Source organism: Vibrio sp. MarTm2 (assembly GCF_027587055.1).
Classification (GTDB): Bacteria; Pseudomonadota; Gammaproteobacteria; order Enterobacterales; family Vibrionaceae; genus Vibrio; species Vibrio sinaloensis_D.
Genome location: NZ_JAPPTK010000008.1, coordinates 52,813 through 79,765, shown reverse-complemented (window position 1 = coordinate 79,765; position 26,953 = coordinate 52,813). Strand labels below are relative to the sequence as shown.

Genomic DNA, 26,953 nt, shown 5'->3' with positions numbered 1-26,953 from the left:
TCAATTGGCGTATTGAATGATTTCCTCCAGTACGGCTGGGTTGGCGATCGCGCCTTTGTTCTTAACCTCTTGACCATGCAGTACTTGCTTGACTGCAAGTTCCACCAGCTTCCCAGATTTTGTTTTAGGGATCTCGCTCAGCGGATAAATCTCACTGGGTACATGTCTTGGTGAGCATTTTTGTTTTAGCGTGGTACATATCTGCTCAACCAAACTGTCATTAAAAACGTGTGATGACTCCATTTGGACAAATAACACGATTTTTTCATCGCCATCCACATGTCGCGACACGGCAATTGAATCTTTAATTTCGGTTAGGCCATTCACTTGCTGATAGATTTCCGCCGTCCCGATCCGCACACCGCCGGGGTTTAGGGTGGTATCACTTCGACCGTAGAACACCATGCCACCGCTTTGGGTCAGCGCCACGTCATCCCCGTGATGCCATGTGTTGTCGAACTTGTTCCAGTACGCTTTGTGGTAACGTTCTCCGGTATCACCCCAAAAACCGAGTGGCTGATTTGGGAAGCTGTTTCTACAGACTAACTCTCCTCGCTTACCCGTAATTTCGATACCGTGTTCATCGTAGACCGCGACGTCCATACCTAAGCCCGGACCTTGGCACTCACCACGGTAGACAGCCGAAATTGGGTTACCCAAAACAAAACATCCGCAGATATCGGTACCGCCTGAGATAGACGCCAAATGTACGTCGACTTTGATGTCGGAGTAGACGAAGTCATACTGATTTGGGTAAAGCACCGAGCCGGTGGAGCAGAGGGTTTTAAGGCTCGACAGGTCATAGCTCTCTGCGGGTCTAAATGCTGTTTTTTCAAGTGCTTCTAAGTATTTGGCAGAAGTGCCAAACAAGCTTACTTTGGCTTCATCCGCCAGTTGCCAAAGCACATCTGGGTTGGGGTACATCGGGCTGCCATCAAAGATCACTAGGGTTGCGCCACTCGCCAGCGCAGAGACATGCCAATTCCACATCATCCATCCACAGGTGGTGTAATAGAAGACCCTATCTTTTGGCTGAATATCGCAGTGAAGTTGATGCTCTTTCAAGTGGTTGAGTATGGTGCCGCCTACAGAGTGGACGATGCATTTGGGTTTTCCCGTTGTGCCCGAAGAGTAGAGCACAAACAGAGGATCATTAAACCCGATGCGTTGATAATGGGTACCACGGGGGAGAAAGCTAGCCAATATCGCTTCCCAATCGGAAAACGTCTCGTTACTCATGGAATCGGTGAAGCCTTGGCGAAGGTAATCAATTTGGCAGGTATTGGTGATGCTTGGCAATGAGGCGACAATTTCTCGGTTTTTGTGCTCCATATTGAAGGTTTTACCGTTGAACTGATAGCCGTTGCAGCAAAACAGAACCTTGGGCTGCACTTGACCAAAACGTTCTGTCACACTTTCGACGCCAAAATCGGGTGAGGTAGAGGTCCATATCGCCCCAAGGCTGGTGGTTGCCAACATAGCGATAACCGTTTCCGTCATGTGCGGCAGGTAACCCGCAACCACATCGCCTTGGCCAACACCATTGTGAATGAGCCATTGCTGTAAAATCGACACTTGATCGCACAGTTCTTGCCACGTGGTTTTTTGCGATTCGCCCCGTTCGTTCTTAAACCAGATGGCGATATCGTCAGGCGCTTGGAAGGCTTGAGCAAGTAAATTTTCGGCGTAGTTTAGCTGCGCTTGAGGAAACCAAATGGTATCGCGGCTAGGTTGAAACTCTCCCCAGCGGGCCAATCCTTCGCCATGAATGCAGTCGCCTTTAAAACCAATAACATCGCAAAACTGCCAAATTTCCAACCAAAAATCTTTCTTTTGTTTGACCGACCACTGATGTAAGTCTCTGTAATGATTGATGTTGTGGCCTTGAATCTCAACGTGGTTGATGAATTGTTGAAGATTAGAAGACTCAATTCTTTGTGGGCTTGGAGCCCAGATCGGCTCGTTGTTACTGACTTCACACTGCGACATGACATCCTCGTCGATGATTTCCTTGTTGTTGTTTAAGTCTTGTTGGAAATTTATACAAAGTCAAACAAATGGACCATATTCAGAGTGCTGATAAATAAGAGAAAAAATGTCAAATGTAAAATTATTGTTACACGCGATTTGACCCAGATGTAGTGGGTTAAATTGTCACCAATCACTCATCGCGATAGGCTTTATGTAACGAAATTGTTAGAGGAAATGACAATGACGCAGTACGTATCTAAGCCAGTGAACGAGCAAGGATTTGTTGAATGGACGCAAGAGGAAGACGCCATTTGGCATGACCTCGTTACGCGGCAACTGGCGTTAATAGAGCAGAGTGCGTGTAAAGCGTATTTGGATGGATTGCAAATGCTTGATTTACCGATCGAGCGTGTTCCTCAGCTGCCAGAAATCAACCAAGTGCTTTTGAGGGAGACAGGTTGGCAAGTCGAACCTGTGCCTGCACTGATCAACTTTGACCGCTTTTTTGCGTTACTCGCGGATCGCAAATTTCCTGTTGCGACGTTTTTGCGAAGCCGAGAAGAGTTCGACTACTTACAAGAGCCGGATTTTTTTCATGAAATCTTCGGTCATTGTGCCATGTTAACCAATCCGCAGTTTGCTGAATTTACTCAGACTTACGGCATGTTAGGCAAAGAAGCCAGTGCAAAGGAGAGAGTCTATCTCGCTCGCTTGTACTGGTTTACGGTCGAGTTTGGTTTGGTGCGTGAAAATGGTCAACTTAAGATTTATGGCGGGGGCATCCTTTCTTCTCCGGGAGAAACCAATTACGCCCTAAGAGATTCTAAGCCGCTGCGAGAATCATTTGATATACACACGGTATTAAGAACGCCATATCGAATCGATATTATGCAGCCGGAATACTTTGTACTCGACGATATTGAACAGTTATACAAACTCAGCAAAATGGATTTGATGTTCCATGTTAAACAAGCGATGAAGGCAGGGCTTTTGCCGCCACTATTTGAACCAAAGGAAGTGACACATGCTTAATGAATTACGATGCGAAGCGTGCACAAGCAGTGCAGTAGCATTAGGTGAAGAAGAACGACGACTACTCTTAACGGAACTCGATGGCTGGACGATGCTAGAGCGAGACGGCATTCCACAACTCGAAAAAGTTTATACCTTTAAGAACTACAAGTTGGCGTGGGCATTTGCGAATTTAGTGTCTGAGCTGGCAGAAGAGGAGTTCCATCACCCATCCATTTTGCTTGAATGGGGCAAAGTCACGGTAACTTGGTGGAGTCACTCGATTAAAGGCCTACATCAAAATGATTTTATCTGTGCAGCCAAATGTGACCGCTTAGGTTAAGTTACGGATTACCCTTTCCAAAGCCTGCTTCATGCAGGTTTTTTTATGCACTTTGTCGATTTTGTTGATTTAAGCATTGTTCAAGCTTACAGACGCTCACTGGTTTAGATTTTAGGTAGCCCTGTACATAGTGACACTGATATTGAGTCAAGATAGCCAGTTGTTGCGGCGTCTCGACCCCTTCTGCGACCACTTTTAAATCTATGGTATGGGCGAGGTTGATGATGGCTTGGCAAAGGCTATCTGCGTTGGTTTGGCCAAGTGCGATACGGCTGACAAAGCTGCGGTCAACCTTGATCACGTCTACTGGGTAGTCATTGATGACTGAAAGTGACGAATAACCGGTACCGAAATCATCTAGGTAGAGGGTGATCCCAAGGTCCTTGATTCGCTGCAGTTGCTGCGCACTGCAGTCGTCACTCAAAAGCATGGATTCTGTGATCTCAACGCCAATGAAGTGAGCAGGAAAGTCACAATGGCTTAATAGGCGCGATAGCGTTTTATAGATGTGTTCTGACTCAAACTGCTTGGCGGAGACATTGATGTTAATCCGTGGTATCACTTTAATCGCTGGGTCGTGCCATAAGCGTTGCAGAGTTTTACAGCATTCTTTTGCTACCCAGTCCCCAATCGAGATGATGAGCCCAGTCTCTTCGGCGATCGGGATAAACTCATCAGGTGAGACGTGGCCAAACTTAGGGTGGTTCCAACGAAGCAGTGATTCAAAACCAACAATGTCATCCGATTGTGTTTCATAGATAGGCTGGTAAACCAGCGAGAGCTGCTTCAAAGCCAGTGCGTTGGTGAGCTCTTGCTCGAGCGTGAATCTCTGCTTGGCTTTTTGAAACATGGTTTCGTGAAAGAAAACCACTTTGTCATGAGTGGAGCTCTTGGCTTGATACATTGCGGTATCGGCTTCGCGCAGAATCTCCGTTAGGCTTCGATTGTAATCAGTGACGATCGAAATACCGATACTGGCACCTATGTAACAGCGTTGACCGTCCAATATGTATGGTTGGCTGAGCAGCTGGGCGTAGCGTTTGCAAATCTGACTCACTCTCTGCTTATCGGTCAGCTCAGGTAAACAGATCACAAATTCATCCCCACCAAATCGAAAACTTACATCGTGGTTACGACAATTTGCGGTTAAGCGTTGGGCGACAAGTTGAAGCAACCTATCACCATGCAGGTGGCCCATCGAGTCGTTGATGACTTTAAAACGATCTAGGTCGATAAAAAGGATAGAAAATCCTTTGGTTTGTCCTAATTTGAGTTGAGCTAGCCGCAGTTCCACCTCTTGAGCGAGAGCACTTCGGTTGGATAAACCAGTTAAGCTATCCTTAACCGCTTGAATGGCGAGTGACTGGGTTTTTTCTGCGATGACTCGGTCGGAAACTTTCAGGCGCGTCGCATAAAAGTTGGCGGACAGTGTTGCGCTTACTGTTAGGGCAAGAATCAGTGCAACCAGCGTGGCACCATACATGGCGGTACTTCCCGTCCTATCGACCATTGACACCGACACTATCCAGTGTTGGTCAAAAAGCGCATTGTAGTAAGGTTTTTCAAGTGTGACGGTACGCTCGGACAGCTTCTGATCACTCAGTGACGTATTGATATGTGATTGGAAAATGACTTTATCTGCGGCTTCTGAATAGACAGAAATGTGGCTGTCGGCTGAATTAATGTCCTCTTTCCAGGTTAGACCTAAGAGTTCGTGTAGGACGATATTGGCAACCAAACATCCTTTGAGTTGTTGGTTGTCCGTATACAGCGGTAGAAACAGTCGAATGCCCGTCTGGTTGTCGTGCTCATAGTGAGCAACGCCAATTCTGTTGTGGTTAAAAGATTGTGTGATTGCATAGAGGTTTTCTGTTCGACTTTCGAGCCGAAGTCCCCAGTCATCGCTGGCTTCGAATATCGACGAGACGTAGTAGATAGGGAGGGTGGAACCTTGTAGAAACGTCGGCAAGTGGATTTGCGGATCAATAGGTGGCTCGATTCGATAGCCAAGAAATCCATGCGTTGCGGCGGCTTTTTCTAACTGAGGAATCTCTTCGATGGCCGTTTTAGGCGCCCACACAATAGAATGTACACCGCGATCTGTTCCTGTTTGACCACTGAGAAATTGTTCAAACTGCCGTTGCGATGCCTGATTACTGTTTTCTAGAAAAGCACGAGTCAGAAACATCAAATGTCGCGTCGAATCGAGTGTTTGGCCAAGAGCATGAATCTTCGTCTCTAAGCGTCGTTCGAGTTGTGCTTCCATCTGTTTGGATTCGTAATAGTAAACGGTCGCGACACTTGTAATGGCAAGCAAGATGCCAGCTAGCCAAATGAAGGCAACGTGTTTAATAGACAGTGATAATTTCAAAGCGATAAATATGGATGGTTGGCGTGCTATAAATGGTAATGAAAAATGACATTTATGCAAATGATAATTAATATCATGTAAAGTTTTTATAAACTATTGATGAAAATGACAATAAATGAAAAGTGTTTGTGGGAAGCGCGGCTTTTTATCAAAAGAGACACAGAAAGTTACAAACTTTTCTGCGTATCTAACGGTTAGGTGGTGGATTAGAAACCGCCATCAACGTAGAGAGTTCTAGGCGGTATCGATGTTGGATTGTGGCTAATTTGGACAGTAATTCGCTTAAACTCGCGAGTAGGGCGTCATTGCTTCTAACGTAGTTATCACTAATAACGCTGTTTGTGGCGTAACGTGCATCATGGCAGTGGGCACCAAGTTCGCGCCATTGAGTACGCGTCTCTTTCACGTTTTGCTCCAGTCGAGATATGAGTTGGCTCTCTTCGTTGATCGCCTGAATTAGATGTCGAGAAGACTCCATTTGCAGCTCAAATTTCTGTTTTGCGCTTGGTGTTCCTGTGACCCAAAGTGTATTGAGCTCTTGTGAAGAGAATGCTTGGTGCAAAAAGGGCTGCTGTCGATGGTATTGGAGAAGGCGGTTAAATCTCTCGGCATGTTGGTTGTAACTGGCGTCAATTTTCTGCTGTGTTTTGACAAGTTGATCCCACGCCTTTGCATCGCAGTGTGCCGCAGTGCCATGAAAGGGTAAAGTGCAGAGCCAAGCTGCCGTTATAGTAGAAGTAAACGAGAGCCATTTCATCTGAATGTGAGCGTGAGTTAGGATGTAATAAGTATAGGAAAAGAATCGGCATCACTATGAAAAAGATAATTATGATTGTTTTGCTGCTGGTCGGTATTGCTTGTGCGGGAGGGGGATATTGCATTTTCTATCTTAAACCCAAACAAGATGCGGAACTGGCAAGTCAGATGGAAAATGCCGAGGAGCCAATAAAGCCGCTCAACATCGTCAAAGAAAAACCTCAACCGCCAAAGCCGCCTGTTACCGATTACTACGTCAGTCCCGAAAGGTTGGGTGTGCGCGAGTCGCCAGACCATAGTGCGTTTGTTGAGAGTGTCGTTTACCGTGGTGATAAATTGCATGTGCTCGAAAAGAAAGATGGGTGGGGAAGAATCTCAGCGTACTATGTGTATGAAGAGGGCGGTCCGGAAGTGGCTGAGTGGGTTCCAATGGACGCACTACTAGAGGTAGCACCTACCATCACCAAAGATGAGCGCAGAGAAACAGTTAGCAGTTACATTGAAGACTCCGATGATTTCAAAGCGCATTTTGAAATGTTTGTGAAGAAAACCGATCAGCTACTCAAAGAGAAAACGTGCACACCGGAAGACTTTGAGGAAACTAAAGGCTGGATGCGTTCACTCACCTTTAACGAGCGTGATGTTTACTTCGTTTATTGCGGAGGTCTAAAACAAGCAAATAAGATTTACTTGGACATACGCAGTGGCGAAATTTTCTACCGCTAACGGGGTCTACCAAAACTGAAAGCTTAAGTTTTAGATAATTTTAGTTGTCGCGGCGCTTTCGAGGGCCTACTATCCACGTAATTGATTTGATAGGTTACGTGAATGTACCAACGGGTGATAACACTTCTTTGGCTTGCTTTGTTTGCGATGGTTTTACCAGCGCATGCAGTGGCATATTTAAGCCAAACTGAAAGTGATATTGGCGCCCGACTTGACCCGTCTTCAAGCCAATTTGCACCGCTATCAAAAAATGATGCTCAGGCTCTGTTTGATGCATCTCGAAAAGCACAAGACTCCAGTTCTAGTCCTGTTTCTCAGTCGGAAGGTACGATTGATGTTGTTGCCATCATCAACCTCAACCGATGGGGGATGTCTGGCCGCATTGCTGACGAATCGGACTCAAATCAAGCAGAATCTAATCTCGCTGACCTCAATCCATCTTCACCTTATAAACCCTATTGTCACCCGTTACCAGCCAATGAGTACTGGGTCGATGATGCCTTGACATCCAGCCATCGCATTTCTGGTTGGAAAGAGTCTAACGCCCTCTACGTCGCGCTAAACAGCCAATTCGCTTAATCCATTCTAGCCGGTCGTTAATGCTATTAGCGACATTCCAAGTTTGTCGTTTTTGATGCTTCCGTGACGTTCTCACGCAGAAGTCAATGGCGACCTATTGCCGATTTTCGCCCTTTACGCAAGTTGAAGGGGCGAGCACATACTAAGAAAAATTATGAAGCGAAATATGGCCAATAAGGCGAAAAGTGCGCGAGTGATGAATCGTTACTCTGCGTGGAAATATGTGGTGCTTGTCGTCACGATTGTACTGTTAGCACTGAGTGCTATACCTACGTGGTATGGCGAACAGCCCTCAATTCAGGTGACAACGTCACAAGATGGTGGCGTGCTCAACAACCCTGCGGAGCTAAACCGCTATTTAGATCAGCACAATATCAAAGCCGATCGCATTGTGCAGCAGGGCAACAGCACGACCTTGGTGTTTGAAGATGAAACTCAGCAAACTCATGCACGTGAAGTGTTAAATACCTTGATTGGAAAAGAAGACTCGATCTCTTTCTCCTACGTTTCGGTGGCACCAGAGTGGTTGGGAGAGCTTGGCTTTAGTCCGATCAAACTGGGTTTGGATTTGCGCGGTGGTGTGCAATTTCTGCTGAATGTTGATATCGACAAAGCGTTTGAAGAACAACGCAACGTTTTGGTGGATGAAATGCGCGACATGCTTCGTCAAGAGCGTATTCGCGGGGTGAAATTTGCTCAGGTTGGCGTCGACGGTTTTGATGTCAAGAGCGAAGCTGGAGAGTCACTCTCTCGCGTGGCGACTTATCTGAAGCAGAATTATCCAGGCTGGGATGTTAAACGCCATTCAGACTATCTGGCGGTAAAACCAACTCAACAAAACAAGACAGAATTCCAAACCATTACTATTACGCAAAACCTAAAAATCATGCGTGATCGTATTGAAGAGTTGGGTATCACAGAAGCTGCGGTGCAGCGTCAAGGTGAACACAGTATCCGAATTGAGCTACCCGGTGTTCAAGACCCGTCTCAAGCGAAGAACGTCATCGGTGCCACCGCGACCTTGGCGTTTCACGAAGCAAAATCGCCATCGGAAGGGGTAAGCTACGGAGACATTGTGCTGAAAGACAATGATGGCCGAGATGTGGTGCTTGCCAAGCGTGCCGTCTTAACCGGTGAACACATTGTGAACGCGCGTGCTGGTATCGATAAGATGGGCTTCTCAGAAGTTAACATCTCATTGGATCATGCTGGTGGCAAGATCATGAGTGATTTCTCTGGTAGCAATATTGGTAAACCGATGGCGACCGTCTACAGCGAGTACACGACCAATGCGAAAGGCGAGACTGAGCGTAGTGAACGTGTTATCAGTGTTGCGACGATTCAATCGCAGCTTGGCAGCCAATTTCGAATTACCGGCGCCGGCTCGATGGAAGACGCACAAAATCTTGCTCTGCTACTTCGTGCGGGTTCATTGACTGCGCCAGTCACGATTGTTGAGGAAAGAACCATCGGCGCTTCATTGGGGGCAGAAAACATTCAAAATGGTTTTGCCGCTCTAGGGCTTGGCCTTGCGATGACTTTAACCTTTATGGCGCTTTGGTATCGCCGTCTAGGCTGGGTGGCAAACGTCGCGCTGTTGATCAATATGGTGAGTTTACTTGGCCTTATCGCTCTGCTACCTGGCGCAGTATTGACCTTGCCTGGTATCGCTGGCCTGGTGTTGACAGTGGGTATGGCGGTGGACACCAACGTTTTGATCTTTGAGCGAATCAAAGACAAGCTCGCAGAAGGGCGCACATTTGCCCAATCCATAGATTTGGGATTTGGTAGTGCGTTAAGCACCATCTTAGATGCCAATATCACCACCATGATTACCGCAGTCGTGCTTTATTCAATTGGTAATGGTCCAATTCAAGGCTTTGCGCTGACATTGGGGCTAGGTCTGTTGACCAGTATGTTTAGCGGTGTGTTCGCATCTCGCGCAATTATCAACTTAGTTTGGGGACGTGACAGTCGTCGCGATGTGAGGGTTTAATCATGGTCGAATTTCTAAAACAAAACATCCGTAAAATTCGTTACGTTACCAGTATTGTGTCTGTTGCCTTGATGGTGGTATCGCTTGTCGCATTGGGCGCGCGCGGTCTCAATATGGGGTTGGATTTCACAGGCGGCATGGTGACAGAAGTCCAAGTAGACAAGAGCTTAACAAGCCATGATTTGTTGAACACGCTCAAACCAGAACTTGGGGAATTCACGTCAGTTACTCACTCTGATGACGCAGGGCGCTGGGTTATCCGCTATCCAATCCCAGAAGCGGGGCAAACTATCCCTGATATCAATCAGGTGCTGAGTAAAGTATCTCATCACGTGTCGGTGGTCAGCAGCAGTATGGTTGGCTCTCAAGTTGGCGATGATCTTGTTGATCAAGGTGGACTTGCGCTGCTTATCTCGATGATGTGTATTTTGGGCTATCTCTGCTTCCGCTTTGAGTGGCGATTAGCGAGTGGTTCACTGTTGGCGTTGATTCATGATGTGGTTCTGGTGTTAGGCTTCTTCGCTGCGACTCAAATGGAGTTCAACTTGACGGTGTTCGCCGCCATACTCGCGATTTTAGGCTACTCGCTGAATGACTCGATCATCATCGCTGACCGAATTCGCGAGCTGTTGGTAGCGAAACAGTCAACGCCAACCGAGACCATCAATGATCAAGCGGTCATTGCCACCTTTTCCCGAACTATGGTGACGTCAGGCACGACCTTGATGACGGTCTCTGCATTGTGGTTAATGGGTGGCAATGCGTTGGAAGGATTCGCTGTGGCGATGTTTATCGGTATTCTTTCGGGCACGTGGTCTTCCATTTCAATTGGCACTGTGCTGCCAGAATGGCTAAAACTGGAGCCAAAACACTACCTTCCGGTTGAAGTAGACTCTGCGCCTTAAGCAGGCGTTAAATAGGGTAAATTGCACTAAGCAAAGGCTAGAGAGCGATCTCTAGCCTTCTTTTTTATTGGGTGTTTTGCTGCAAAAACTCACCAAATCGCTGCCAAGATTTCTTATCGGCGTCGGCACGGTAACGATCACTACCAAACACGGTGAAGGCATGAGGAGCGCCACTGTAGGTGATCATTTCATGGGCGATTTTTTGTGTTTCCAACTCGGTCGCAAGCTGTGCAAATTGCGACATTGGAATCGCTGAGTCCGCAGTACCGTGTAGAACTAAGATGGGGGCGGTGGTGGATTGGTAATTTTGTCCTTCCGGCGTGCTTAAACCGCCATGAAAGGTGACAAAACCTTTGGACTTCATCCCTGCGCGAGCAGACTCTAAAACAGCGGCTCCGCCGAAGCAATACCCCATGACAACCACATTATCAGCATTCCCACTTAAAGACGCCGCGTAATCCAAACTGCCTTGCATGAGAGCTCTGAGCTTCTCTCTATCTTTATAGAGTTCGCCAGTATGTTGTCTTTTGTCTTTTACTTCGGTGGGTCTGACACCTTTGCCAAAAAGATCAGCAGCAAATACGTTGTAGCCCATATCGGAAAGCATTTTCGCCCGTTTCATCTCGTAGTCAGTGAGTCCGTCCCAGTCGTGAACTAGTAAAACCAACGGGGCGTCATCTCCAGCTTTCATCCAGTAGCCCTCGTACTCGTTGCCATTTACATTGTAAATTTTTTTTCGCCAGCAATGCTTGCGGCGCTGATAAGCGTAAAGAAAAGGAAAATCAGTTGTTTCATCGATCACCTCCTGTGGTTTCAGAAAGTGTAGTACGGTTTAAAGGAGACGATAGTACAAAAAAACCTCCCCGAAGGGAGGTTGAACTGGAGTAAAGGAAAGAAAGTGTACGTTACATCGCTGCGGTAAAGATGGCAGAGATTTCTTCGTGAGTTGCTTGTTTAGGGTTAGTAAAACCACATGCGTCTTTTAGCGCGTTATCAGCAAGTGTTGGAATGTCTTCCGCTTTTGCACCTAGCTCTTGGATACCAGCAGGAATACCCACGTCTTTCGCAAGTGCTACAATCGCATCAATCGCGGCTTCTGCACCTTGCTCAGCGGTCATGCCTTCAACTTCAATACCCATCGCTTTTGCAACATCGCGTAGACGTTCTGGGCAAATTTGCGCATTGTAGCGCTGTACGTGAGGCAGAAGAATCGCGTTACAAACGCCGTGTGGAAGGTCGTAGAAGCCACCTAATTGGTGCGCCATTGCGTGAACATAACCCAGTGACGCATTGTTGAATGCCATACCTGCCATGAACTGAGCGTAAGCCATTTGCTCGCGAGCTTCGATGTCATCGCCGTTTTCAACCGCTGTACGTAGGTGGGCTTGAATCAGCTCAATCGCTTTAATCGCAACCGCATCAGTGATTGGTGTCGCAGCAATAGAAACGTACGCTTCCACAGCATGAGTTAGAGCGTCCATACCTGTTGCAGCGGTTAATGACGCTGGTTTTGCAAGCATTAATTCAGGATCGTTTACCGAAATCAATGGTGTTGTGTGTTTGTCTACGATCGCCATCTTAATGTGACGCTCTTCATCTGTGATGATGCAGAAACGCGTCATTTCAGAAGCGGTACCCGCTGTCGTATTGATAGCGATAAGTGGCAGCATTGGTTTTGCTGATTGGTCAACGCCTTCGTAATCTGCGATTTGTCCGCCGTTAGAGGCAACAAGCGCAATGCCTTTAGCACAATCGTGTGGAGAACCACCGCCAAGAGAAATAACAAAATCACATTGATGTTCTTTTAGAAGTGCCAAACCAGCATTAACGTTGCCGATAGTAGGGTTTGGTTGTGTGCCATCAAATACTACAGTCTCAACTGCTCGCTCAGTTAGTAGATCTTGCACCTGTTTTACCACACCGATTTGGTTCAAGATTTTGTCTGTAACGATAAGACCTTTTTTGAAGCCTTGAGATTGAATGCTGTCAGTTGCGTCTTTTAGGCAACCTGCACCCATTAGGTTTACTGTAGGGATGAAAAATGCACTTGTCATTGGATGACTCCATTATTATAGGATTTAAGAGTTGCAGTTAGATTCGCATAAAATTTCACGATGCAGAATTGATCTTGAGCAATTCTCTCACCCAAAAGTGGTAGCTTGAGACTAAAACTGTGATGTAACTCTTGTTGCATATTTATCGGTGATAGTATTGTTAAATTTTCGTGCGTTGACGCAATCGTTTTACCAACAGATTTATTATTTTTATCAATAATTACAATTGGTTGTGAATTGAGCAAAAAATGCCCATCAAGATTTTGACCTTAATGGGCGTTTATAATTTGAAGTGATTTTATGCGATTTCTATTAGCTTTCTGACCAGCTTTTCAATCCCAGAAGCGGCTTGAGAAATGTTTTCTGCTAACATGTAGGCGGGGGTAGAAAGTACCTTGCGCTCTTGGTCATAGACATAGTCATTCACCGCACATTCAATGTGTTCACCACCTAATGCGTTGAACGCGACACCCGTTGCTTCATCTGCTCCAATGGTGCCTTTTACTTGGTCTTTATAAATCATCGGTATGATAACGGGAGCAATACATAAATATCCGGCAGGTTTACCTGCGTTGGCAAAGGCGCGACATGCTGAGGCGACATGGGTATTGATGCTGCATTCTGCACCTTTAACGGCAAAATCGGTCAGGTTTTTCGCGGCACCAAACCCGCCCGGCAACAAAAGCGCATCAAAGTCGTCGACGTTGAGTTTTGCGACATCTTCGATTTTACCTCGTGCGATACGCGCAGATTCAACCAGTACGTTTCGGCTTTCGCTCATTTCTTCGCCTGTTTTGTGGTTGATGACATGAAGCTGTTCGATATTTGGAGCAAAGCAATGCCAGCTTGCTCCTTCTTTTTCAATCGCATAAAGCGCCAACACCGCTTCGTGGATTTCCGCTCCGTCAAAGACACCTGAGCCACTGAGTATGACCGCAACTTTTTTCATGGGATTTTCCTTATCTATTTGTCGTCATTAGGCTAGTTGAATTTAGGCGAGTGCGCTAATAACGAGCTCGCAGTTTCATAGATAAGTCGTAAGCAGGGCTTGCTCAGGTTTCATAAATAGCAAGCCCGATGAAATGAAGAGTTTAGATTGGGACGATTGTTTACTCGATAAAAGTGGGCTATTCATCGTTTGTGGGCGGTTGCTCGACGTCTTCTACGGGATCAAGTTCATCGTCGTCTCGTTCGTCGTCTGAATAGTATTTAACGACAAAGGGAGTAAGCATTACACTGGATGGGAAAAAACGTTTCATATCAGACTCCAATGGTTTTCTTTCTTAAGCCAATAGTGCATTTTCTTATTGTGGATGAATTTGCTTTGCGTCACTTGTTGGCTGACTAATCACGTCAATCTTATGTTCTGGGCTTTGCATCACATCGTCATGCTGGCATATGTGAGTGAAGGTGACAGGATCAACAGACCCTAATCACTGCATCCCTTCGTTTCCAATTGGATTGAAAAGGATTAAACTGGTTGCTTAACGTTAGGAGAGACAAATGAAGTACGATTGGATTCTGTTCGATGCCGATGAAACCTTATTCCACTTTGATGCGTTTAAGGGAATGCAATTGATGTTTTCTCGCAAAGGGGTTGATTTTACTGAGCAAGACTTTGCGCACTATCAAACGGTTAACAAGCCTCTATGGGTTGACTACCAAGATGGAAAGATTACCGCGGACGAGCTAAAACATACCCGCTTTACCGAGTGGGCAAACAAACTGGGTACGACGACCAGTGAGCTAAATAGCGCATTTCTTGATGCAATGGCCGATATTTGTACCATGCTACCGGGCGCGCAAGAATTGATTGAATCTCTGCACGGTAAAGCAAGGCTTGGCATCATCACAAACGGATTTACCGAACTCCAGGCTATTCGTCTTGAGCGTACGGGGATGACGCACTATTTCGATCACGTGATCATCTCTGAAGAGGTTGGAGTCGCTAAACCTGATGTTGGTATCTTCCAGTATGCGCATGAGAAAATAGGCTCCCCATGCAAATCCAAAATACTTATGGTGGGTGACAACCCTCACTCAGACATTCTTGGCGGGATCAATTTTGGCATTGAGACGTGCTGGTTAAACCATTCTGGAGAAGCCAATATTCCGGGGATTGGACCAAATTATCAGGTTGAGTCGCTGCATGAGTTAAAAAGTATTCTACTCGCGTGATGCCAAGTGATCGTTCTTTTCTTTTGCTCAGTACAAGGGTTAAGAACGCAAAGGAGATTCAACAATGGCGATGGTAGGTAGAGTTGTAAACTGGGACTCAAAACATGGGATTGGCCTCATTAGAGCAGATATTTCAGACGAGACGCTGTTCTTTCATGTTCGTGACATGGATTTAGGGGCTCAACCGCCTTACATTTCTGAACGCGTGGCTTTCGATGCTGAGCGCGATATGAGCGGGTGCGCTATGGCTTTGCACATCATGCCTGTTCGATAATCTCCCTACTATTAATGGGCCTTCAAGGCGCTATCTACGGCGCCTTTGTTCATTAACGGAGATAATAGTTTGTCCTCTTCAACCGTCTTTTACACGGCTCTACCTGTCTATTGATTGTTATATAACTATTTCGTTATGAAATTGTGATGGCTACTATGCCTATTGTTTCTTACTTGTCTATATTTAACGCGCATACATATAAAACAATTAAACGTTACGTTAGGCAACAGTGCTGCATGGTGATGCGTGTGGCGCGATAGGGTAAATGACAATGGCTATTCAAGGAACGATCAGTGAGTGGAATCATCACAAGGGATACGGCTATATTTCAGTTGATGATCAAGAGGCACAAGTAAGGTTTGACTTATTTGATTTTGAAGCATTCGGGCACCCGCCTCGGCTAAGAGACAGAGTACAGTTTCGTCTTGCCGAAGATGAGCAAGGAGCCTTAAAAGCGGTTCATGTTGAGCGGCAATTTGTCTTCAGTTTTCCGTTGGCTGTCGCGATTTGGTTTGTTTCGACCATGGTTGCGAGCGTGTTTTTACTTAACTTCCCACCTGTTGTTCTTGTTGGTGCGATTGCCCTCTCAACGGTCACCTACCTCATCTATTCCGTCGATAAACAAGCGCAGCACACTGGTGGCAGCCAAGTACCGGATATGGTCTTCTATTTACTTAATCTGTTTGGAGGCTGGCCTGGTGCTCTGCTCGCTCAGTCGATCTTGCACCACAAATACACCAATGTGGAGTTTCGTTTTCTATTTTGGGCATCGATAACGCTCAACATCGGTTTTTATTGTTGGACGCTGACCTATGAAGGGAGCATGGCTCTGGCAAGCATAATTAGCCAACTCCAAGTCTTTATTGCGTCTTTCTGATCTGAAAGCGGCCTTATGTTAGGGCCGCTTTTTCCCTCGCCTCAATACTTTTCCCTCGCTTCAATAATAGATGCGTTGCTCTTTCCCTTTACATCTTCCCTAACCTGTAGCAAAACTAGGGACGAATTAAGGAAGGAGGATGCGTTGGATATACGTCTTATTTCTGCTGAAGAGACCTTGCCAATTCGGCATGCTGTACTTTGGCCGACCAAAAGTATCAATTTTTGCCGCGTGAGCAATGACGATAAAGGTCTTCACTATGGTGCTTATCGACACGGCGAGTTGGTGTCAGTGGCTTCAATTTTTACGTCGGGTAAGGTGAGTCGGTTACGAAAGTTTGCAACTCGCTCCGAGTTTCAAGGGCAAGGTATCGGTAAAGCCATGTTGACTCGCATAATGTCCGATCTCAAAGCGAGTGGTGTTGAGCACTTTTGGTGCGACGCGCGCATCAGTGCTACTGGCATCTACACGAAGTTTGGCTTACAACCTGAAGGGGAGTGCTTTTACAAAGGCGATGTCGCCTACACAAAGATGGCTGTCTCTTGGATAGGTAAGCCACATAAATCCACTTGCTCGTGAAGCAACTTCTTGCCACTCATTGATCTAGTTTGCGTGTATAATCGCTTGTCAAACAAAGTAATGGTTAACCAAAGGGAAGACTGTGCAATACGTAAAAATTAAAGACGCGATTGTTGAGCAAATCGAAACCGGAATGCTCGCAGCAGGCGAGAAGCTACCGTCTGAGAGAAAACTCGCAGAAGCGTTTGATACGACGCGCGTTACTTTGCGTGAAGCCTTGTCATTACTAGAATCAGAAGGGCGCATTTTTCGTGAGGATCGTAGAGGTTGGTTTATCTCTCGGCCGACGTTAAAGCTCGATCCTTCAGTATCGATTAGTTTTCGAGAACTTTCGAACCAGCAAAGCCGTCAAGGTAAAACTCAAGTTCTTGTGTCCAAATCGACGTTAGCGAACAAGTACGCGTCGGCACTGATGGCACTAGCACCGTTTTCTGATATCTATCAGATTGAACGGGTACGCTACCTTGAAGGGCGCCCTGTTTGCTATGTCGTCCATTACGTTCAGCCTGCAATGGTCCCAAACCTGCTTGAAGTGGATTTTTCAATGTCGTTGACTCAGGTTTATCGCGAAAACTACGGTCTCTCTTATGGAAAGACGCAACAACGCATTACGACCACAGGCCTGCAAGGTGATATTGCCTATGCTCTAAACGCGACGGTAGGGACACCAGCACTGATGATTGAGTGTACTAACTACGATGAGCAGGGAAGGATAGTGGATGCGTCAATTGAATATTGGCGTCATGATGCGGTCAGTATAGAGAGTACGATTACCCGCTGAGTGGTCGTCGATGAAGGTTGATAAGCCCCTGATTGATTCAGGGGCTTATTGGTTTTAGCGCAGATTACTGCTCTGCTTCAACGAGTTCTGGTTGTTGCTCTGCACGTGCGACGATAAGCATCTTACGAATCACGAATGAACAGATCAGAGCGATCGCGACCATCACAACAGCTAAAACAGTAAGTAGTTGGAAGTAATCGCCATAGACGTTTTGAACGATTTCTTGGGTGATTTCTTGTCCCTTCTCTAACGCAATAGACGTAGAGAAAACCGCACCGACAATACCACTCAACGCCATTGCTACCGAGAACAGCGACACTGAGAAGCCTTCGATGTGTTTTGGCGCAACAGACAGAATAAACGCAACAACTAAGCTACCTACAATCACTTCTGCAAACGCTTGGAAGAAGTGAATGGCTAGGAACACTTCAGGGCGAATGATCACATCTTCGCCAATGTTCATGACGGCCATCGTTAAAATACCAAACGCGATAGCTGTGAAGATGAATGCAAAACCGATCTTAGTCGCGGTAGAAAAAGTGATGCCTTTTTTCTCAAGACTTGAGAAGGTCATTGAGATAACCGGACCCGCAACAATACACCACAATGGGTTCATTGCCATCGAGGCTTCAGGAGCAATCGGAATAATATTGAACAGATCACCGCGCATTGTGTTTATCGTCACCATGGTCATTGAGGTCATCATTTGGCCATAGTAAACAAAGAAACAGGTCGTCAGCACCGTCATGATTAGGATTGTGCCCATTTTCAACGCGTCAGATTTGCCAGACTTAAACATCAGCGAGATGAAATACAAAATCGCGGCTGCGCCGATAGCGTAGACAATGTTTTGGCCGATATCCATGTTCGAGAACATGAAGAATACTAAGCCAACCATTGCTGCTGAAAGGCCAAGAAAGGCAATCCAGTTTTTGGTGCTCACCGGTTTTTGGTCGATGTCGGCGGCAACGTTCACTAGCTGCTTATTGAAGATGATGAGTACCGCAAACGCAAATGCAGCCATTACAGCAGATAGAGTGAAACTGCCGTGGAAGCCGATCACCAAGACAAACATTGGGAATAGGTATTGGCCCAGCAGCGCACCAACGTTGTTTACGGAATAGTTGACTGGGTAGCCGTTTTCAAAGTCTTCTTCTGAAGCAAAGGTACGTTTGTAAAGACTTGGGTAAGAAGGAGACATCAAACCTCGAGCGTAGCTTGCCAATGCAATGCCCACCAAGGCCAGCGGAACATTAGTTGCTGACGCACCAAGGACAAGCAAGGTGTATCCGGTCGCAAATGCGCCATAAGCAATCGTCAACGAACGGTATGCGCCAAGGAATTTATCTGCTATAAAACCGCCCGCGATGGCGAACAGTGGACCTATCGACGAAAACGCACCAACTACCATCATTGTATCTGCCTCGCTGTATCCTAAATCCTCTAGGAAAAAGCGAGTTAGAATCACCATGACACCGTAGAATGATAAGCCAAACATAGCTTGGCAGAACATCATTGATTTGTTCAATTTATTCCACATAATATTCTCTTTTAATTGGTATAACACAGAGTTAACAACTGTAATGCTATAATTCCGTGGTATGTTATAAATTGAAACAATTATCGCAGAAAACCCTATTGATGCACGATTTTTTGTCTATTTCGCATAAATTTTTATAATGAAATTGATCCAAATCGTTTGCGTTGGATATTTGTTATTCAGTTGGGCTGGTTAACTGCATGGGAATTCGATGTTTTGTTGATGAGCTTTGTGATAGCCTGCCCGTGTTGACCTCAAATGTAAAAGGAACGTAACTTTATGAAGATCTTCAGCAACTTCGATAGTGGTAGCATCGAAATCGTTAGCATAGAGAGTAAGGAAGACATTCAACTTAAAATTCCTAATGACAACCAGTCTGAGTTTTATCAGTGGTTCCATTTTCGTTTAGAAACGGAAGCTGAGCAAAAACACACCATCAAACTGCTTGACTTAAAAGGCTCGGCTTACCCTGAAGGATGGCAAGGTTACGATGTTGTCGCATCTTATGATCGAGAAGAGTGGTTTAGAGTTCCTGCTGAGTTTGATGGTGATACCCTCACGTTCTCAATCTACCCAGAGCGCGGCTCACTTTATTTTGCTTACTTTGCCCCATACAGCTATGACCGTCATTTAGATTTACTGCATATGGCGCAAAGTGCGCACCATTGCCAGTTGGAAACGCTGGGTCAAACCCTTGATGGCAATGACATGAGCTTGCTTACCTTTGGTGAACCAGAAGAAGGTAAGAAAAAGATTTGGTTGATTGCTCGTCAACATCCAGGCGAGACGATGGCTGAATGGTTTATGGAAGGGCTAGTACAGCGTTTACTGGATGAAGATGACACGACAGCACGCGCATTGCTTGAAAAAGCCGTTCTTTACGTGGTTCCAAACATGAACCCAGATGGCGGGATTCGAGGCCATCTTCGTTGCAATGCGATTGGCGTGAACTTGAATCGTGAATGGCAAACGCCGTCAATGGAGCGTAGCCCTGAGGTATTCTTAGTACGCGAGAAGATGCTCGAAACAGGCGTTGATATGTTCCTAGATATTCATGGTGATGAGGCGATCCCTTATAACTTTGTTGCGGGATCTGAAGGCATTCCATCTTACGATGAGCGTCTAGCGGGCTTAGAATCGGCATTTAAACACGCATTGCACGCAGTGACACCTGAGTTTCAAGATGAGCACGGTTACGACAAAGATGAGCCGGGCAAAGCAAACTTGACGGTTGGCTCAAACTGGGTGGGGGAGCAGTTTAAGTGTCTCTCTTACACGGTAGAGATGCCATTTAAAGATAACAACGATTATCCGGACCCACTGTATGGCTGGTCACCAGAGCGAAGCATTAAGTTTGGTCATGATACTTTAGCTGCAGTATGGGCGGTATCGGATAAAATCTAACCTTGAAATGATAAGAAAACCCAGCGATGTCGCTGGGTTTTCCAATCATTATTCGCAAGGCGGAGCCATATGGATTACGGCCAGTCCTCCTAATGACGTTTCCCTGTATTTTCGGTTCATGTCTTTGCCGGTTTGATACATGGTAGCGATGACTTTGTCGAGCGAGATAAGACACTTACTGGTGCGCTTGAGCGCCATACGAGAGGCATTGATCGCTTTCATTGCGCCCATGGCGTTACGTTCAATACATGGCACTTGGACTAACCCGCCGATAGGATCGCAGGTCATGCCTAATGAATGCTCCATTGCGATCTCAGCCGCTATACAAATCTGCTCGTTACTTCCTCCGCGCAGTGCGGTAAGCCCTGCTGCTGCCATCGAAGAAGAGACGCCAACTTCACCCTGACAGCCTACCTCTGCGCCTGAAATAGACGCATTGGTTTTATACAAGATACCTATAGCGCCTGCGACGGCGATAAAGTCCTTAATCTGCTTTAAATCGAGCTCTTTGATAAAGCGATGGTAATACATAAGCACAGCCGGAATTACCCCAGCCGCACCATTGGTCGGTGAGGTGACAACTTGACCGCCCGCGGCATTTTCCTCACTGACGGCAAACGCGAACAGATTGATCCAATCCATGATTTCCATCGGATCGTTTTCAATTGCCGCATTAGCTTCGAGTTTTTTAAGTAGGTTAGGCGCGCGTCGGGTCACATTCAGTCCACCTTCTAGAATCCCTTCGGTTTCGAATCCGCGCTGCATACACAAGGACATCACTTTCCAGATCTGCTCTGCTTTACGGTCAATCTCTTCCTCTGACCAAAAACTTTGCTCATTGCGCAAAATCATCCCTCCTAAGCTGAGACCGTTTTGCTCTGCCTGATTGAGCATTTCATCGGCGCTCGAGAAGGGGTAGCGAACCTCTACATCGTCTTGCTGCTTTCCATTTTGCATCTCATCGGCGGTGGCGATAAACCCTCCACCGATGGAATAGTAGGTTTCGGTGAACAATTGCGTGCCAAGCGCATCATAGGCAGTGATCGACATACCATTTTCGTGGAGTGGTAAGTTGTCACTATGAAACAAAATATCATTCTCATAGCTGAAACTGATGGTATGGGCTGACGCGAGTGACAGCTTACCGCCCTCAATGGCTTGCGCAAGTGCCGTTTTTGCGCTGGTCATTTTGATGGTGTCGGGTTTATTGCCAAGCAATCCGAGAATGACCGCACGGTCGGTGTGGTGCCCTTTGCCTGTGAGAGACAATGAGCCAAATAAGTCGACCTGAACACGGTGAGTTTTCGTGATCGAGTGAGCGAGTTGTCTGGTAAAGTGGTAACCTGCGAGCATTGGCCCATTTGTATGTGAGCTTGAAGGGCCCACACCCACTTTAAAGATATCGAAAATCGACAGCATAAACTTGATTCCTGTATAGAGAATTGCTGACTGAGCCTGTTAATCAGGCCTTTTAATAATAGTTAACATAATTTTAACTTGGTAAGTTACCGACAAAATTTAGTTTTGTACAGACACAGTTTAAATAGAGGTTAATAAGTGATAACTCGGCAAAGTAAGAGCATTCATAGTGTGATCATTGTCCTTGGTAAAAGATTGGTATGTAATCAGTTGACTTTAGAAGGACTAAGCCGAGTCGATTATCTCGCCGATTACTTACAGCGCTTCGATTTGGCGCAAACGGCATTGATTTTTTGTGGTGGAGTAACGAGCGGGCAAACGGATGCTGAGGCCAAAGCAATGTACACGCGATTTGAGCAACTCAAGATAGATGCAAAGCCTGCTTTGGTGATGCTCGAGCCTGATTCAACGAACACGGTAGAAAACGTTGAGAACGCCGCACTGAAGATGATTAATTCGAATAGATTCAACCTTAATGAGTGCTTAGACGTCTTTTTCGTGAGTAATGATTATCACCTAGAGCGAATTTTCCAAATCCAAACATTGATGGACGAGCAGGGGCTACTAAAGGTGTTGCGCGATCGCTGCCTAAAGGCGGGGCTATCTCTAAAAATTTCGCCAGATCTGTTTGCGCACGGCCTAGTGCCATATCCTCATAAGAATGATGCCGGAATTCGGTTTCTGGCGATTGATGAGCTCACGGTTTACAGAGTCTACTTAGAGGGGGTAGTGCAGGGCGCGTTTAATCGTTCGTTAGCAGAGGTAAGAGCCGAGCCTTATTGCATTGCGAAACTTGCGCTCGAAAAGCTGGCACAATCACTCGAATGCAAACATGACCTAGCGCTGGTCAACGAGCTATCTAATATAGTGGAGTCGACGACCGAGCAATGCCCAGTGGAAACTGTACGCACTCAACTTGCTCGGTTTCATCAAATATTGACAGGTTTGAATCGAAAGTACGACCCTGAGAGCCTTCAATAGAGACTATGAATCGCTCTCTTTAGTGTGGTTGTTGCGATAGTACTCCCACTGTTCGACGCGATCCTTGTTTGGAAGTAGACAGTAGGTCACGCGTTGATCATTTTCACTGACGGTTTCTAGCTCTCCGCCCTGTTGAACGCAATACACCGCTGCTGGATTCGCCAACGACGTGTATTCTTTTACTTCATATTCATCAGGTTCACTTGCACAACCAGCCAACAATAACGAACTTGCGATTGCGCACAAGAGTGGTGTTTTATTCATTCTAATTCTCCAATGGGAACAACAACTCGATTTGGAGTATAGGATAAGCGTGAAAAAACATTGTCTTAAGTTTGTTAAAACAAAGACTAATACTAAAATAATAAGAGACCGATCATACTTACCGATTGTTTTATTGATGAATGATTAGTACTGGTTATGGTAGGGTAATCAGTATAACTAAACGTGTATTAGCATAGGACGTGCAAGATGTCGGAGCAAAAACATCGACTTGTAACCCGCAGTGATTTTGATGGCCTCGTTTGTGCCGTGTTACTCAAACAACTAAACCTTATTGATGACATTAAGTTTGTCCACCCGAAAGACATGCAAGATGGTGTTGTCGAGATTACTTCTAGAGATATTGTCACCAACCTTCCTTATGTGGCGGATGCGCATCTTGTATTTGACCACCACCTTTCAGAGACGATTCGCAATGAGGGCGAGCGTGAGAATCATATTATCGATCCGAATGCACCATCAGCTGCACGCGTCGTTTGGGAGCATTATGGTGGTGAAGCAACGTTCCCATCTCAATGGCTTGATATGATGGAAGCGGTGGATAAGGGGGATTCAGCGCAGTTCACCCGTGATGAAGTATTAGATTCTAACGGCTGGAACTTGCTGAACTTCTTGATGGATGCACGCACTGGGTTGGGGCGTTTCCGTAACTTCCGCATTTCGAACTACAACTTAATGATGGATTTGATTGAGTACTGCAAAAACCACACAATCGATGAAATCCTTCAGCTTGATGACGTCAAAGAACGCATCAATTTATACCGAGAGCATGAAGTGTTGTTCAAAGACCAGATTCAACGTTGTGCAACGGTTCATGGTAATCTGGTACTGCTCGATTTAACCAACGAAGAAACCATTTATGCGGGCAACCGTTTTATGATTTACGCGTTGTTCCCTCAATGCAACATCTCTATTCATAAGATGTGGGGTTTCCAAAAACAGAACACCGTATTTGCAACCGGAAAATCCATTTTTGATCGTAGTTCTAAAACGAACGTTGGGGAACTGATGCTCAAGTACGGTGGTGGTGGTCACAAAGCTGCGGGAACCTGTCAAATTGATAATGACAAAGCTGAGCAAGTACAGCAGGAGCTTATCGCGACCATTACTGCTGATGGCTAGTAAGAGATTTCATTAGATTCAAAGTAAAAGCCCTAGCATTTTGTGCTAGGGCTTTTTAGATCGAATGAGCGCTATAACGGCATAACTCTATTTCTGCCGAGTTGCTTGGCTTCGTAGAGCAGTTTATCTGCTCTCTCGATCAAAGACTCTGCACTTTCATTTTCTTCAAGCTCAGCCACTCCAAATGACGCCGTAATATTTGCGACCAAGCTTCCGGAACGTTTGTCTTTAATCGACAGTTTTTCAATAGAACGACGCAAGCTATCAGCGTACTGGCGAGCAATTCGTAACTGCTTGTTTGGAACGATTAGGGCAAACTCTTCTCCACCAAAACGGTAAGCATGAACGCCATCACGTGCGTTGATATGGAGTCGTTTGGCAATGCCTTTGATGACCGCATCACCAAATAGGTGGCCATAGTTGTCGTTATAGCTCTTGAAGTGATCAATATCTGCCAATACTAGGCAGATTTTTTGTCCTGTTTGGCAGAGCGTTTGAATATCGTTGTCGAAAGAGCGGCGGTTATACAAACTGGTCAGGCTATCAAACAGCGCGTCTTGTTGCACTTCAGCGAGCTCAGTCTTTAGGCGCTGAATTTCTTCACTCGCGGATTCCAACTGGTTGTTTAAAAACTTGGTGGAGTGGCGAATTTCTTTTGATTCGTCGACAAGCTGGCGCACAACCGTCATCACTTCTTCCAACGACATGTTGTCGTCATTTACTTTCTCTAAACTAGAGAAGCTCTTGTCAATCATGCTTGAGAAAGTGGAGGTGTCGGCGAGCGTATCGGTAACCGATGAAGCAACTTGGCCAACCAACAGTTCGATGTTTGCTCGAAGATCGCTGATGTTGGTTTCTGCACGTGAGGCAACGTAGTTTTTATACAACTGCTCTCCCGAAGCTGGTGGACAGACACCATAGCTTTCCAGCACAGTGTCGAGCTCCCTATTAAGCTGCGGGATCGCGTTATCAACGTAGGTGTACCATAGCGCATAGTTTGCAGGTGTGGCCGCTACGTGATTTTTCATCATTAGAGGGACGGCTTTTTTTAAATTTGCCGTCGATCTTTTGTAATCGTCGTCGGTCATTCGTTATTAGGATCTTAATGTACTTACCAATTAACTTAAGATTAGCGGATTTGCTAACGAGATGCTTGAGTTAATATCAATTAAATACGAATTATTGATGATTATTATGTGCTTAAGCGATTAATTGAACAATTAAGTAGCAATTATTCATACTAAGCCTAAAGTTTAGGCATGTAACCGATGACTCCATATCGTTTTCAGTCTGCTTTAAGCTAAACATCAACTTCTATTCGCTCTGTAATATTCGTGCCTTCTTCAAGTTTACTTGCTCCCCTCAACATTGCTTTGATTAGGTCACCAGCGTTGAACTTTTCTAGTGCTTCATGGGCACCGACTTGCTGAGCACGGTCTACACATATCTCACTCGACAAGGAGGTGTGCAAGATGATGTAGGCGTTGCTCAATCGACTGTCACTTTGAGTTTCAAAAGCGAGCTCATAGCCGTCTAGACCAGGCATCTCGATGTCACTCACTAGCAAGTCAATAGTCGTATTGTTATCGGCTTGATCTCGCATCGCTTGTAAGGCATCGAGTCCATTATTGCGAATCTGATAGGGGATGTTGATGCTGTCTAATGCGTCAGAGAGTTGTTTACGAGCGATGGACGAATCGTCAACCAAGAGAATGTTCAGAGCCTTGAGCTTTTCACGCTCGATGTCAGTCAACATAGGGATGTTTGTTGATTCGTATTGCGGATAAATTTTGGAGAGCAGCAATTCTACATCGAGCATTTGCACAATTTTATCTTCAAATCGTGTGATACCAGTAACAAACACATTATTACCCGCTGAACGAGGCGCAGATTCGATCGCTTTCCAGTCACACTCGATGATTTTCTCTATCGAACGTACCATAAAGGCGACAACCGTTCTTAAGCAGTCTGTCACGATCAAGTAGCAAGAGTCGTACTCTTCAGGTTGGATTGGTCTAAAGCCAATCGCGGCCGGCATGTTGATTACGGGTATGGTCATATTTCGTATCGTCACCGTACCTACGACGTGATGATGCGAATAGGGAATCTGCGTGGTGGGCATGAAGGGTACGATTTCGCGAACTTTTAAGGTTCCGATAGCAAACAGCTGTTGCTTTGCTGTTAACGTAAACATCAACATGCCTTGCGATTGATTAGCTTTGCTTGCGATTTTTGCCATGGGGTATCCAACTGCACATAAACTTAAGGGTTATTTTTATAGTAACGAAATTAGCGTGTTGTTCAATTAGGATAGTCCAAATCTACCGTTAATAGCCTAGATAATCGTCAGTCAATCTCGATTAGATCAATTGCTGGGATGAACAATAAGGGTGTTTCGGCTACAATCCCGTCAAATTCAGGTTTCGAGGTTTACACTATGGCAAACACCGCAGCTGCTCTCCACATTCTGGTTAAGCATAAAGAGCAGGCAGAAGACATTATTAAACAGCTCAAGAAAGGGGCGAAATTCCAAACGTTAGCGAAGAAATATTCGACGTGCCCTTCGGGTAAAAAGGGCGGTGATTTAGGTGAATTTCGCCGCGGTCAAATGGTGCCTCAGTTTGACAAGGTCTGTTTCTCAGGTGAGACCCTCGTACCACATCTTGTAAAAACCAAGTTTGGTTGGCACGTTGTGAAAGTGCTCTACCGTACCTAACTAGGTTGTTCGGATTTATGCTAACTAAAGCAAATGCCTGTTCGCCTATTTTACGCGGATGGACTTAGGTGGTTTTGAAAAATGGCCA

At 45.8% G+C, this 26,953-nt stretch carries 26 protein-coding genes and 1 pseudogene; 15 read left to right on the top strand and 12 right to left on the bottom strand.

Annotated features, from left to right (window positions below; genetic code table 11):
* The gene (locus OH458_RS15305; protein ID WP_269978963.1) at positions 1 to 1,989 is read right to left on the bottom strand and encodes an acetoacetate--CoA ligase; all 1,989 of its coding nucleotides are present in this window, start codon (positions 1,987 to 1,989) and stop codon (positions 1 to 3) included.
* Between the two features lie 222 nt (positions 1,990 to 2,211).
* Here OH458_RS15305 and phhA point away from each other — a divergent pair, with 222 nt between their 5' ends.
* Together phhA and OH458_RS15295 are read left to right on the top strand one after the other, a co-directional pair.
* Positions 2,212 to 3,003, top strand: a complete 792-nt coding sequence (phhA, locus tag OH458_RS15300; protein ID WP_038141142.1) for a phenylalanine 4-monooxygenase — start codon at positions 2,212 to 2,214, stop codon at positions 3,001 to 3,003.
* Entirely contained in the window at positions 2,996 to 3,325 is a 330-nt protein-coding gene (locus OH458_RS15295; protein ID WP_005472312.1) for a 4a-hydroxytetrahydrobiopterin dehydratase, read from the top strand. Before phhA ends, OH458_RS15295 begins: the two co-directional genes overlap by 8 nt.
* A 43-nt stretch (positions 3,326 to 3,368) precedes the next feature.
* On the opposite strand, the gene OH458_RS15290 is transcribed toward OH458_RS15295, so the two are convergent.
* Both OH458_RS15290 and OH458_RS15285 read right to left on the bottom strand, forming a co-directional pair.
* Positions 3,369 to 5,642, bottom strand: coding sequence for a bifunctional diguanylate cyclase/phosphodiesterase (locus tag OH458_RS15290; RefSeq protein ID WP_269978962.1), 2,274 nt, complete (start codon positions 5,640 to 5,642; stop codon positions 3,369 to 3,371).
* Between the two features lie 241 nt (positions 5,643 to 5,883).
* Positions 5,884 to 6,453, bottom strand: coding sequence for a hypothetical protein (locus OH458_RS15285; RefSeq protein WP_269978961.1), 570 nt, complete (start codon positions 6,451 to 6,453; stop codon positions 5,884 to 5,886).
* 56 nt (positions 6,454 to 6,509) lie between these two features.
* Between OH458_RS15285 and OH458_RS15280 the strand changes: the two genes are divergently transcribed.
* The 4 genes from OH458_RS15280 to secF all read left to right on the top strand — a co-directional run bounded on the left by OH458_RS15280 (position 6,510) and on the right by secF (position 10,658).
* Positions 6,510 to 7,178 carry a hypothetical protein gene (locus OH458_RS15280; protein WP_269978960.1) on the top strand — a complete coding sequence of 223 codons (669 nt, stop codon included), beginning with the start codon at positions 6,510 to 6,512 and terminating at the stop codon, positions 7,176 to 7,178.
* A gap of 102 nt (positions 7,179 to 7,280) precedes the next feature.
* A complete protein-coding gene (locus OH458_RS15275) occupies positions 7,281 to 7,757 on the top strand; it encodes a hypothetical protein (RefSeq protein ID WP_038214257.1) in 477 nt (158 codons plus the stop codon).
* 166 nt (positions 7,758 to 7,923) lie between these two features.
* On the top strand, positions 7,924 to 9,753 hold the full coding sequence (secD, locus tag OH458_RS15270; protein WP_443088527.1) for a protein translocase subunit SecD: 1,830 nt from the start codon (positions 7,924 to 7,926) through the stop codon (positions 9,751 to 9,753).
* Between the two features lie 2 nt (positions 9,754 to 9,755).
* Complete coding sequence (gene secF / locus OH458_RS15265) at positions 9,756 to 10,658, top strand: protein translocase subunit SecF (protein WP_269978958.1); 903 nt, start codon at positions 9,756 to 9,758, stop codon at positions 10,656 to 10,658.
* A gap of 64 nt (positions 10,659 to 10,722) precedes the next feature.
* Here secF and OH458_RS15260 read toward each other — a convergent pair.
* The 4 genes and pseudogenes from OH458_RS15260 to OH458_RS15245 all read right to left on the bottom strand — a co-directional run bounded on the left by OH458_RS15260 (position 10,723) and on the right by OH458_RS15245 (position 13,971).
* A pseudogene (locus tag OH458_RS15260) lies at positions 10,723 to 11,453 on the bottom strand (dienelactone hydrolase family protein).
* A gap of 110 nt (positions 11,454 to 11,563) precedes the next feature.
* Positions 11,564 to 12,712, bottom strand: a complete 1,149-nt coding sequence (yiaY, locus tag OH458_RS15255) for an L-threonine dehydrogenase (protein WP_269978957.1) — start codon at positions 12,710 to 12,712, stop codon at positions 11,564 to 11,566.
* A gap of 298 nt (positions 12,713 to 13,010) precedes the next feature.
* Positions 13,011 to 13,661 carry an isoprenoid biosynthesis glyoxalase ElbB gene (gene elbB / locus OH458_RS15250; protein ID WP_269978956.1) on the bottom strand — a complete coding sequence of 217 codons (651 nt, stop codon included), beginning with the start codon at positions 13,659 to 13,661 and terminating at the stop codon, positions 13,011 to 13,013.
* A gap of 178 nt (positions 13,662 to 13,839) precedes the next feature.
* Positions 13,840 to 13,971 carry a hypothetical protein gene (locus tag OH458_RS15245; protein WP_269978955.1) on the bottom strand — a complete coding sequence of 44 codons (132 nt, stop codon included), beginning with the start codon at positions 13,969 to 13,971 and terminating at the stop codon, positions 13,840 to 13,842.
* Between the two features lie 244 nt (positions 13,972 to 14,215).
* Here OH458_RS15245 and yjjG point away from each other — a divergent pair, with 244 nt between their 5' ends.
* From yjjG to phnR, 5 genes are all read left to right on the top strand, one after another.
* The gene (gene yjjG, locus OH458_RS15240; RefSeq protein ID WP_269978954.1) at positions 14,216 to 14,890 is read left to right on the top strand and encodes a pyrimidine 5'-nucleotidase; all 675 of its coding nucleotides are present in this window, start codon (positions 14,216 to 14,218) and stop codon (positions 14,888 to 14,890) included.
* Between the two features lie 64 nt (positions 14,891 to 14,954).
* On the top strand, positions 14,955 to 15,164 hold the full coding sequence (locus OH458_RS15235) for a cold shock domain-containing protein (protein ID WP_269978953.1): 210 nt from the start codon (positions 14,955 to 14,957) through the stop codon (positions 15,162 to 15,164).
* Between the two features lie 271 nt (positions 15,165 to 15,435).
* On the top strand, positions 15,436 to 16,041 hold the full coding sequence (locus OH458_RS15230) for a DUF1294 domain-containing protein (protein ID WP_038137289.1): 606 nt from the start codon (positions 15,436 to 15,438) through the stop codon (positions 16,039 to 16,041).
* 144 nt (positions 16,042 to 16,185) lie between these two features.
* Complete coding sequence (locus tag OH458_RS15225) at positions 16,186 to 16,620, top strand: GNAT family N-acetyltransferase (protein ID WP_269978952.1); 435 nt, start codon at positions 16,186 to 16,188, stop codon at positions 16,618 to 16,620.
* Positions 16,621 to 16,702: 82 nt separating this feature from the next.
* Positions 16,703 to 17,401: a phosphonate utilization transcriptional regulator PhnR gene (gene phnR, locus OH458_RS15220; protein ID WP_269978951.1), complete on the top strand. Its 699-nt coding sequence runs from the start codon at positions 16,703 to 16,705 to the stop codon at positions 17,399 to 17,401.
* Between the two features lie 64 nt (positions 17,402 to 17,465).
* Here phnR and OH458_RS15215 read toward each other — a convergent pair whose 3' ends face one another.
* Complete coding sequence (locus tag OH458_RS15215) at positions 17,466 to 18,941, bottom strand: peptide MFS transporter (RefSeq protein WP_269978950.1); 1,476 nt, start codon at positions 18,939 to 18,941, stop codon at positions 17,466 to 17,468.
* A 279-nt stretch (positions 18,942 to 19,220) separates the two neighbouring features.
* On the opposite strand from OH458_RS15215, the gene OH458_RS15210 reads away from it, so the two are divergent.
* Positions 19,221 to 20,345 (top strand): M14 family metallopeptidase, encoded by a 1,125-nt coding sequence (locus OH458_RS15210; RefSeq protein ID WP_269978949.1) that lies wholly within the window; start codon positions 19,221 to 19,223, stop codon positions 20,343 to 20,345.
* Between the two features lie 48 nt (positions 20,346 to 20,393).
* Here OH458_RS15210 and OH458_RS15205 read toward each other — a convergent pair whose 3' ends face one another.
* Positions 20,394 to 21,764, bottom strand: a complete 1,371-nt coding sequence (locus OH458_RS15205; RefSeq protein WP_269978948.1) for an L-serine ammonia-lyase — start codon at positions 21,762 to 21,764, stop codon at positions 20,394 to 20,396.
* Positions 21,765 to 21,902: 138 nt separating this feature from the next.
* On the opposite strand from OH458_RS15205, the gene OH458_RS15200 reads away from it, so the two are divergent.
* Positions 21,903 to 22,745 (top strand): YdcF family protein, encoded by an 843-nt coding sequence (locus OH458_RS15200; protein ID WP_269978947.1) that lies wholly within the window; start codon positions 21,903 to 21,905, stop codon positions 22,743 to 22,745.
* Between the two features lie 3 nt (positions 22,746 to 22,748).
* Here the strand turns inward: OH458_RS15200 and OH458_RS15195 are convergent, their stop codons facing one another.
* Entirely contained in the window at positions 22,749 to 23,009 is a 261-nt protein-coding gene (locus tag OH458_RS15195; protein ID WP_269978946.1) for a putative hemolysin, read from the bottom strand.
* Between the two features lie 207 nt (positions 23,010 to 23,216).
* Here OH458_RS15195 and OH458_RS15190 point away from each other — a divergent pair, with 207 nt between their 5' ends.
* Entirely contained in the window at positions 23,217 to 24,149 is a 933-nt protein-coding gene (locus OH458_RS15190; RefSeq protein ID WP_269978945.1) for an exopolyphosphatase, read from the top strand.
* A 71-nt stretch (positions 24,150 to 24,220) separates the two neighbouring features.
* Here OH458_RS15190 and OH458_RS15185 read toward each other — a convergent pair whose 3' ends face one another.
* On the bottom strand, positions 24,221 to 25,237 hold the full coding sequence (locus OH458_RS15185) for a GGDEF domain-containing protein (protein WP_269978944.1): 1,017 nt from the start codon (positions 25,235 to 25,237) through the stop codon (positions 24,221 to 24,223).
* A gap of 212 nt (positions 25,238 to 25,449) precedes the next feature.
* Entirely contained in the window at positions 25,450 to 26,388 is a 939-nt protein-coding gene (locus OH458_RS15180) for a chemotaxis protein (RefSeq protein ID WP_269978943.1), read from the bottom strand.
* 198 nt (positions 26,389 to 26,586) lie between these two features.
* Between OH458_RS15180 and ppiC the strand changes: the two genes are divergently transcribed.
* On the top strand, positions 26,587 to 26,865 hold the full coding sequence (gene ppiC, locus OH458_RS15175) for a peptidylprolyl isomerase PpiC (RefSeq protein ID WP_005472248.1): 279 nt from the start codon (positions 26,587 to 26,589) through the stop codon (positions 26,863 to 26,865).
* The last annotated feature ends 88 nt before the right edge of the window (positions 26,866 to 26,953 follow it).

Bases quoted from the DNA above. Each gene is read 5' to 3' on its own strand.
- OH458_RS15215 (WP_269978950.1), bottom strand. From the start codon at position 18,941: ATGTGGAATAAATTGAACAAATCAATGATGTTCTGCCAAGCTATGTTT.
- secF (WP_269978958.1), top strand. From the start codon at position 9,756: ATGGTCGAATTTCTAAAACAAAACATCCGTAAAATTCGTTACGTTACC.
- yiaY (WP_269978957.1), bottom strand. From the start codon at position 12,712: ATGACAAGTGCATTTTTCATCCCTACAGTAAACCTAATGGGTGCAGGT.
- OH458_RS15185 (WP_269978944.1), bottom strand. From the start codon at position 25,237: ATGACCGACGACGATTACAAAAGATCGACGGCAAATTTAAAAAAAGCC.
- secD (WP_443088527.1), top strand. From the start codon at position 7,924: ATGGCCAATAAGGCGAAAAGTGCGCGAGTGATGAATCGTTACTCTGCG.
- yjjG (WP_269978954.1), top strand. From the start codon at position 14,216: ATGAAGTACGATTGGATTCTGTTCGATGCCGATGAAACCTTATTCCAC.
- OH458_RS15205 (WP_269978948.1), bottom strand. From the start codon at position 21,764: ATGCTGTCGATTTTCGATATCTTTAAAGTGGGTGTGGGCCCTTCAAGC.
- OH458_RS15180 (WP_269978943.1), bottom strand. From the start codon at position 26,388: ATGGCAAAAATCGCAAGCAAAGCTAATCAATCGCAAGGCATGTTGATG.
- OH458_RS15305 (WP_269978963.1), bottom strand. From the start codon at position 1,989: ATGTCGCAGTGTGAAGTCAGTAACAACGAGCCGATCTGGGCTCCAAGC.
- elbB (WP_269978956.1), bottom strand. From the start codon at position 13,661: ATGAAAAAAGTTGCGGTCATACTCAGTGGCTCAGGTGTCTTTGACGGA.
- OH458_RS15210 (WP_269978949.1), top strand. From the start codon at position 19,221: ATGAAGATCTTCAGCAACTTCGATAGTGGTAGCATCGAAATCGTTAGC.
- phhA (WP_038141142.1), top strand. From the start codon at position 2,212: ATGACGCAGTACGTATCTAAGCCAGTGAACGAGCAAGGATTTGTTGAA.
- OH458_RS15235 (WP_269978953.1), top strand. From the start codon at position 14,955: ATGGCGATGGTAGGTAGAGTTGTAAACTGGGACTCAAAACATGGGATT.
- OH458_RS15230 (WP_038137289.1), top strand. From the start codon at position 15,436: ATGGCTATTCAAGGAACGATCAGTGAGTGGAATCATCACAAGGGATAC.
- OH458_RS15280 (WP_269978960.1), top strand. From the start codon at position 6,510: ATGAAAAAGATAATTATGATTGTTTTGCTGCTGGTCGGTATTGCTTGT.
- OH458_RS15285 (WP_269978961.1), bottom strand. From the start codon at position 6,453: ATGAAATGGCTCTCGTTTACTTCTACTATAACGGCAGCTTGGCTCTGC.
- OH458_RS15245 (WP_269978955.1), bottom strand. From the start codon at position 13,971: ATGAAACGTTTTTTCCCATCCAGTGTAATGCTTACTCCCTTTGTCGTT.
- OH458_RS15295 (WP_005472312.1), top strand. From the start codon at position 2,996: ATGCTTAATGAATTACGATGCGAAGCGTGCACAAGCAGTGCAGTAGCA.
- OH458_RS15275 (WP_038214257.1), top strand. From the start codon at position 7,281: ATGTACCAACGGGTGATAACACTTCTTTGGCTTGCTTTGTTTGCGATG.
- ppiC (WP_005472248.1), top strand. From the start codon at position 26,587: ATGGCAAACACCGCAGCTGCTCTCCACATTCTGGTTAAGCATAAAGAG.
- OH458_RS15190 (WP_269978945.1), top strand. From the start codon at position 23,217: ATGTCGGAGCAAAAACATCGACTTGTAACCCGCAGTGATTTTGATGGC.
- OH458_RS15195 (WP_269978946.1), bottom strand. From the start codon at position 23,009: ATGAATAAAACACCACTCTTGTGCGCAATCGCAAGTTCGTTATTGTTG.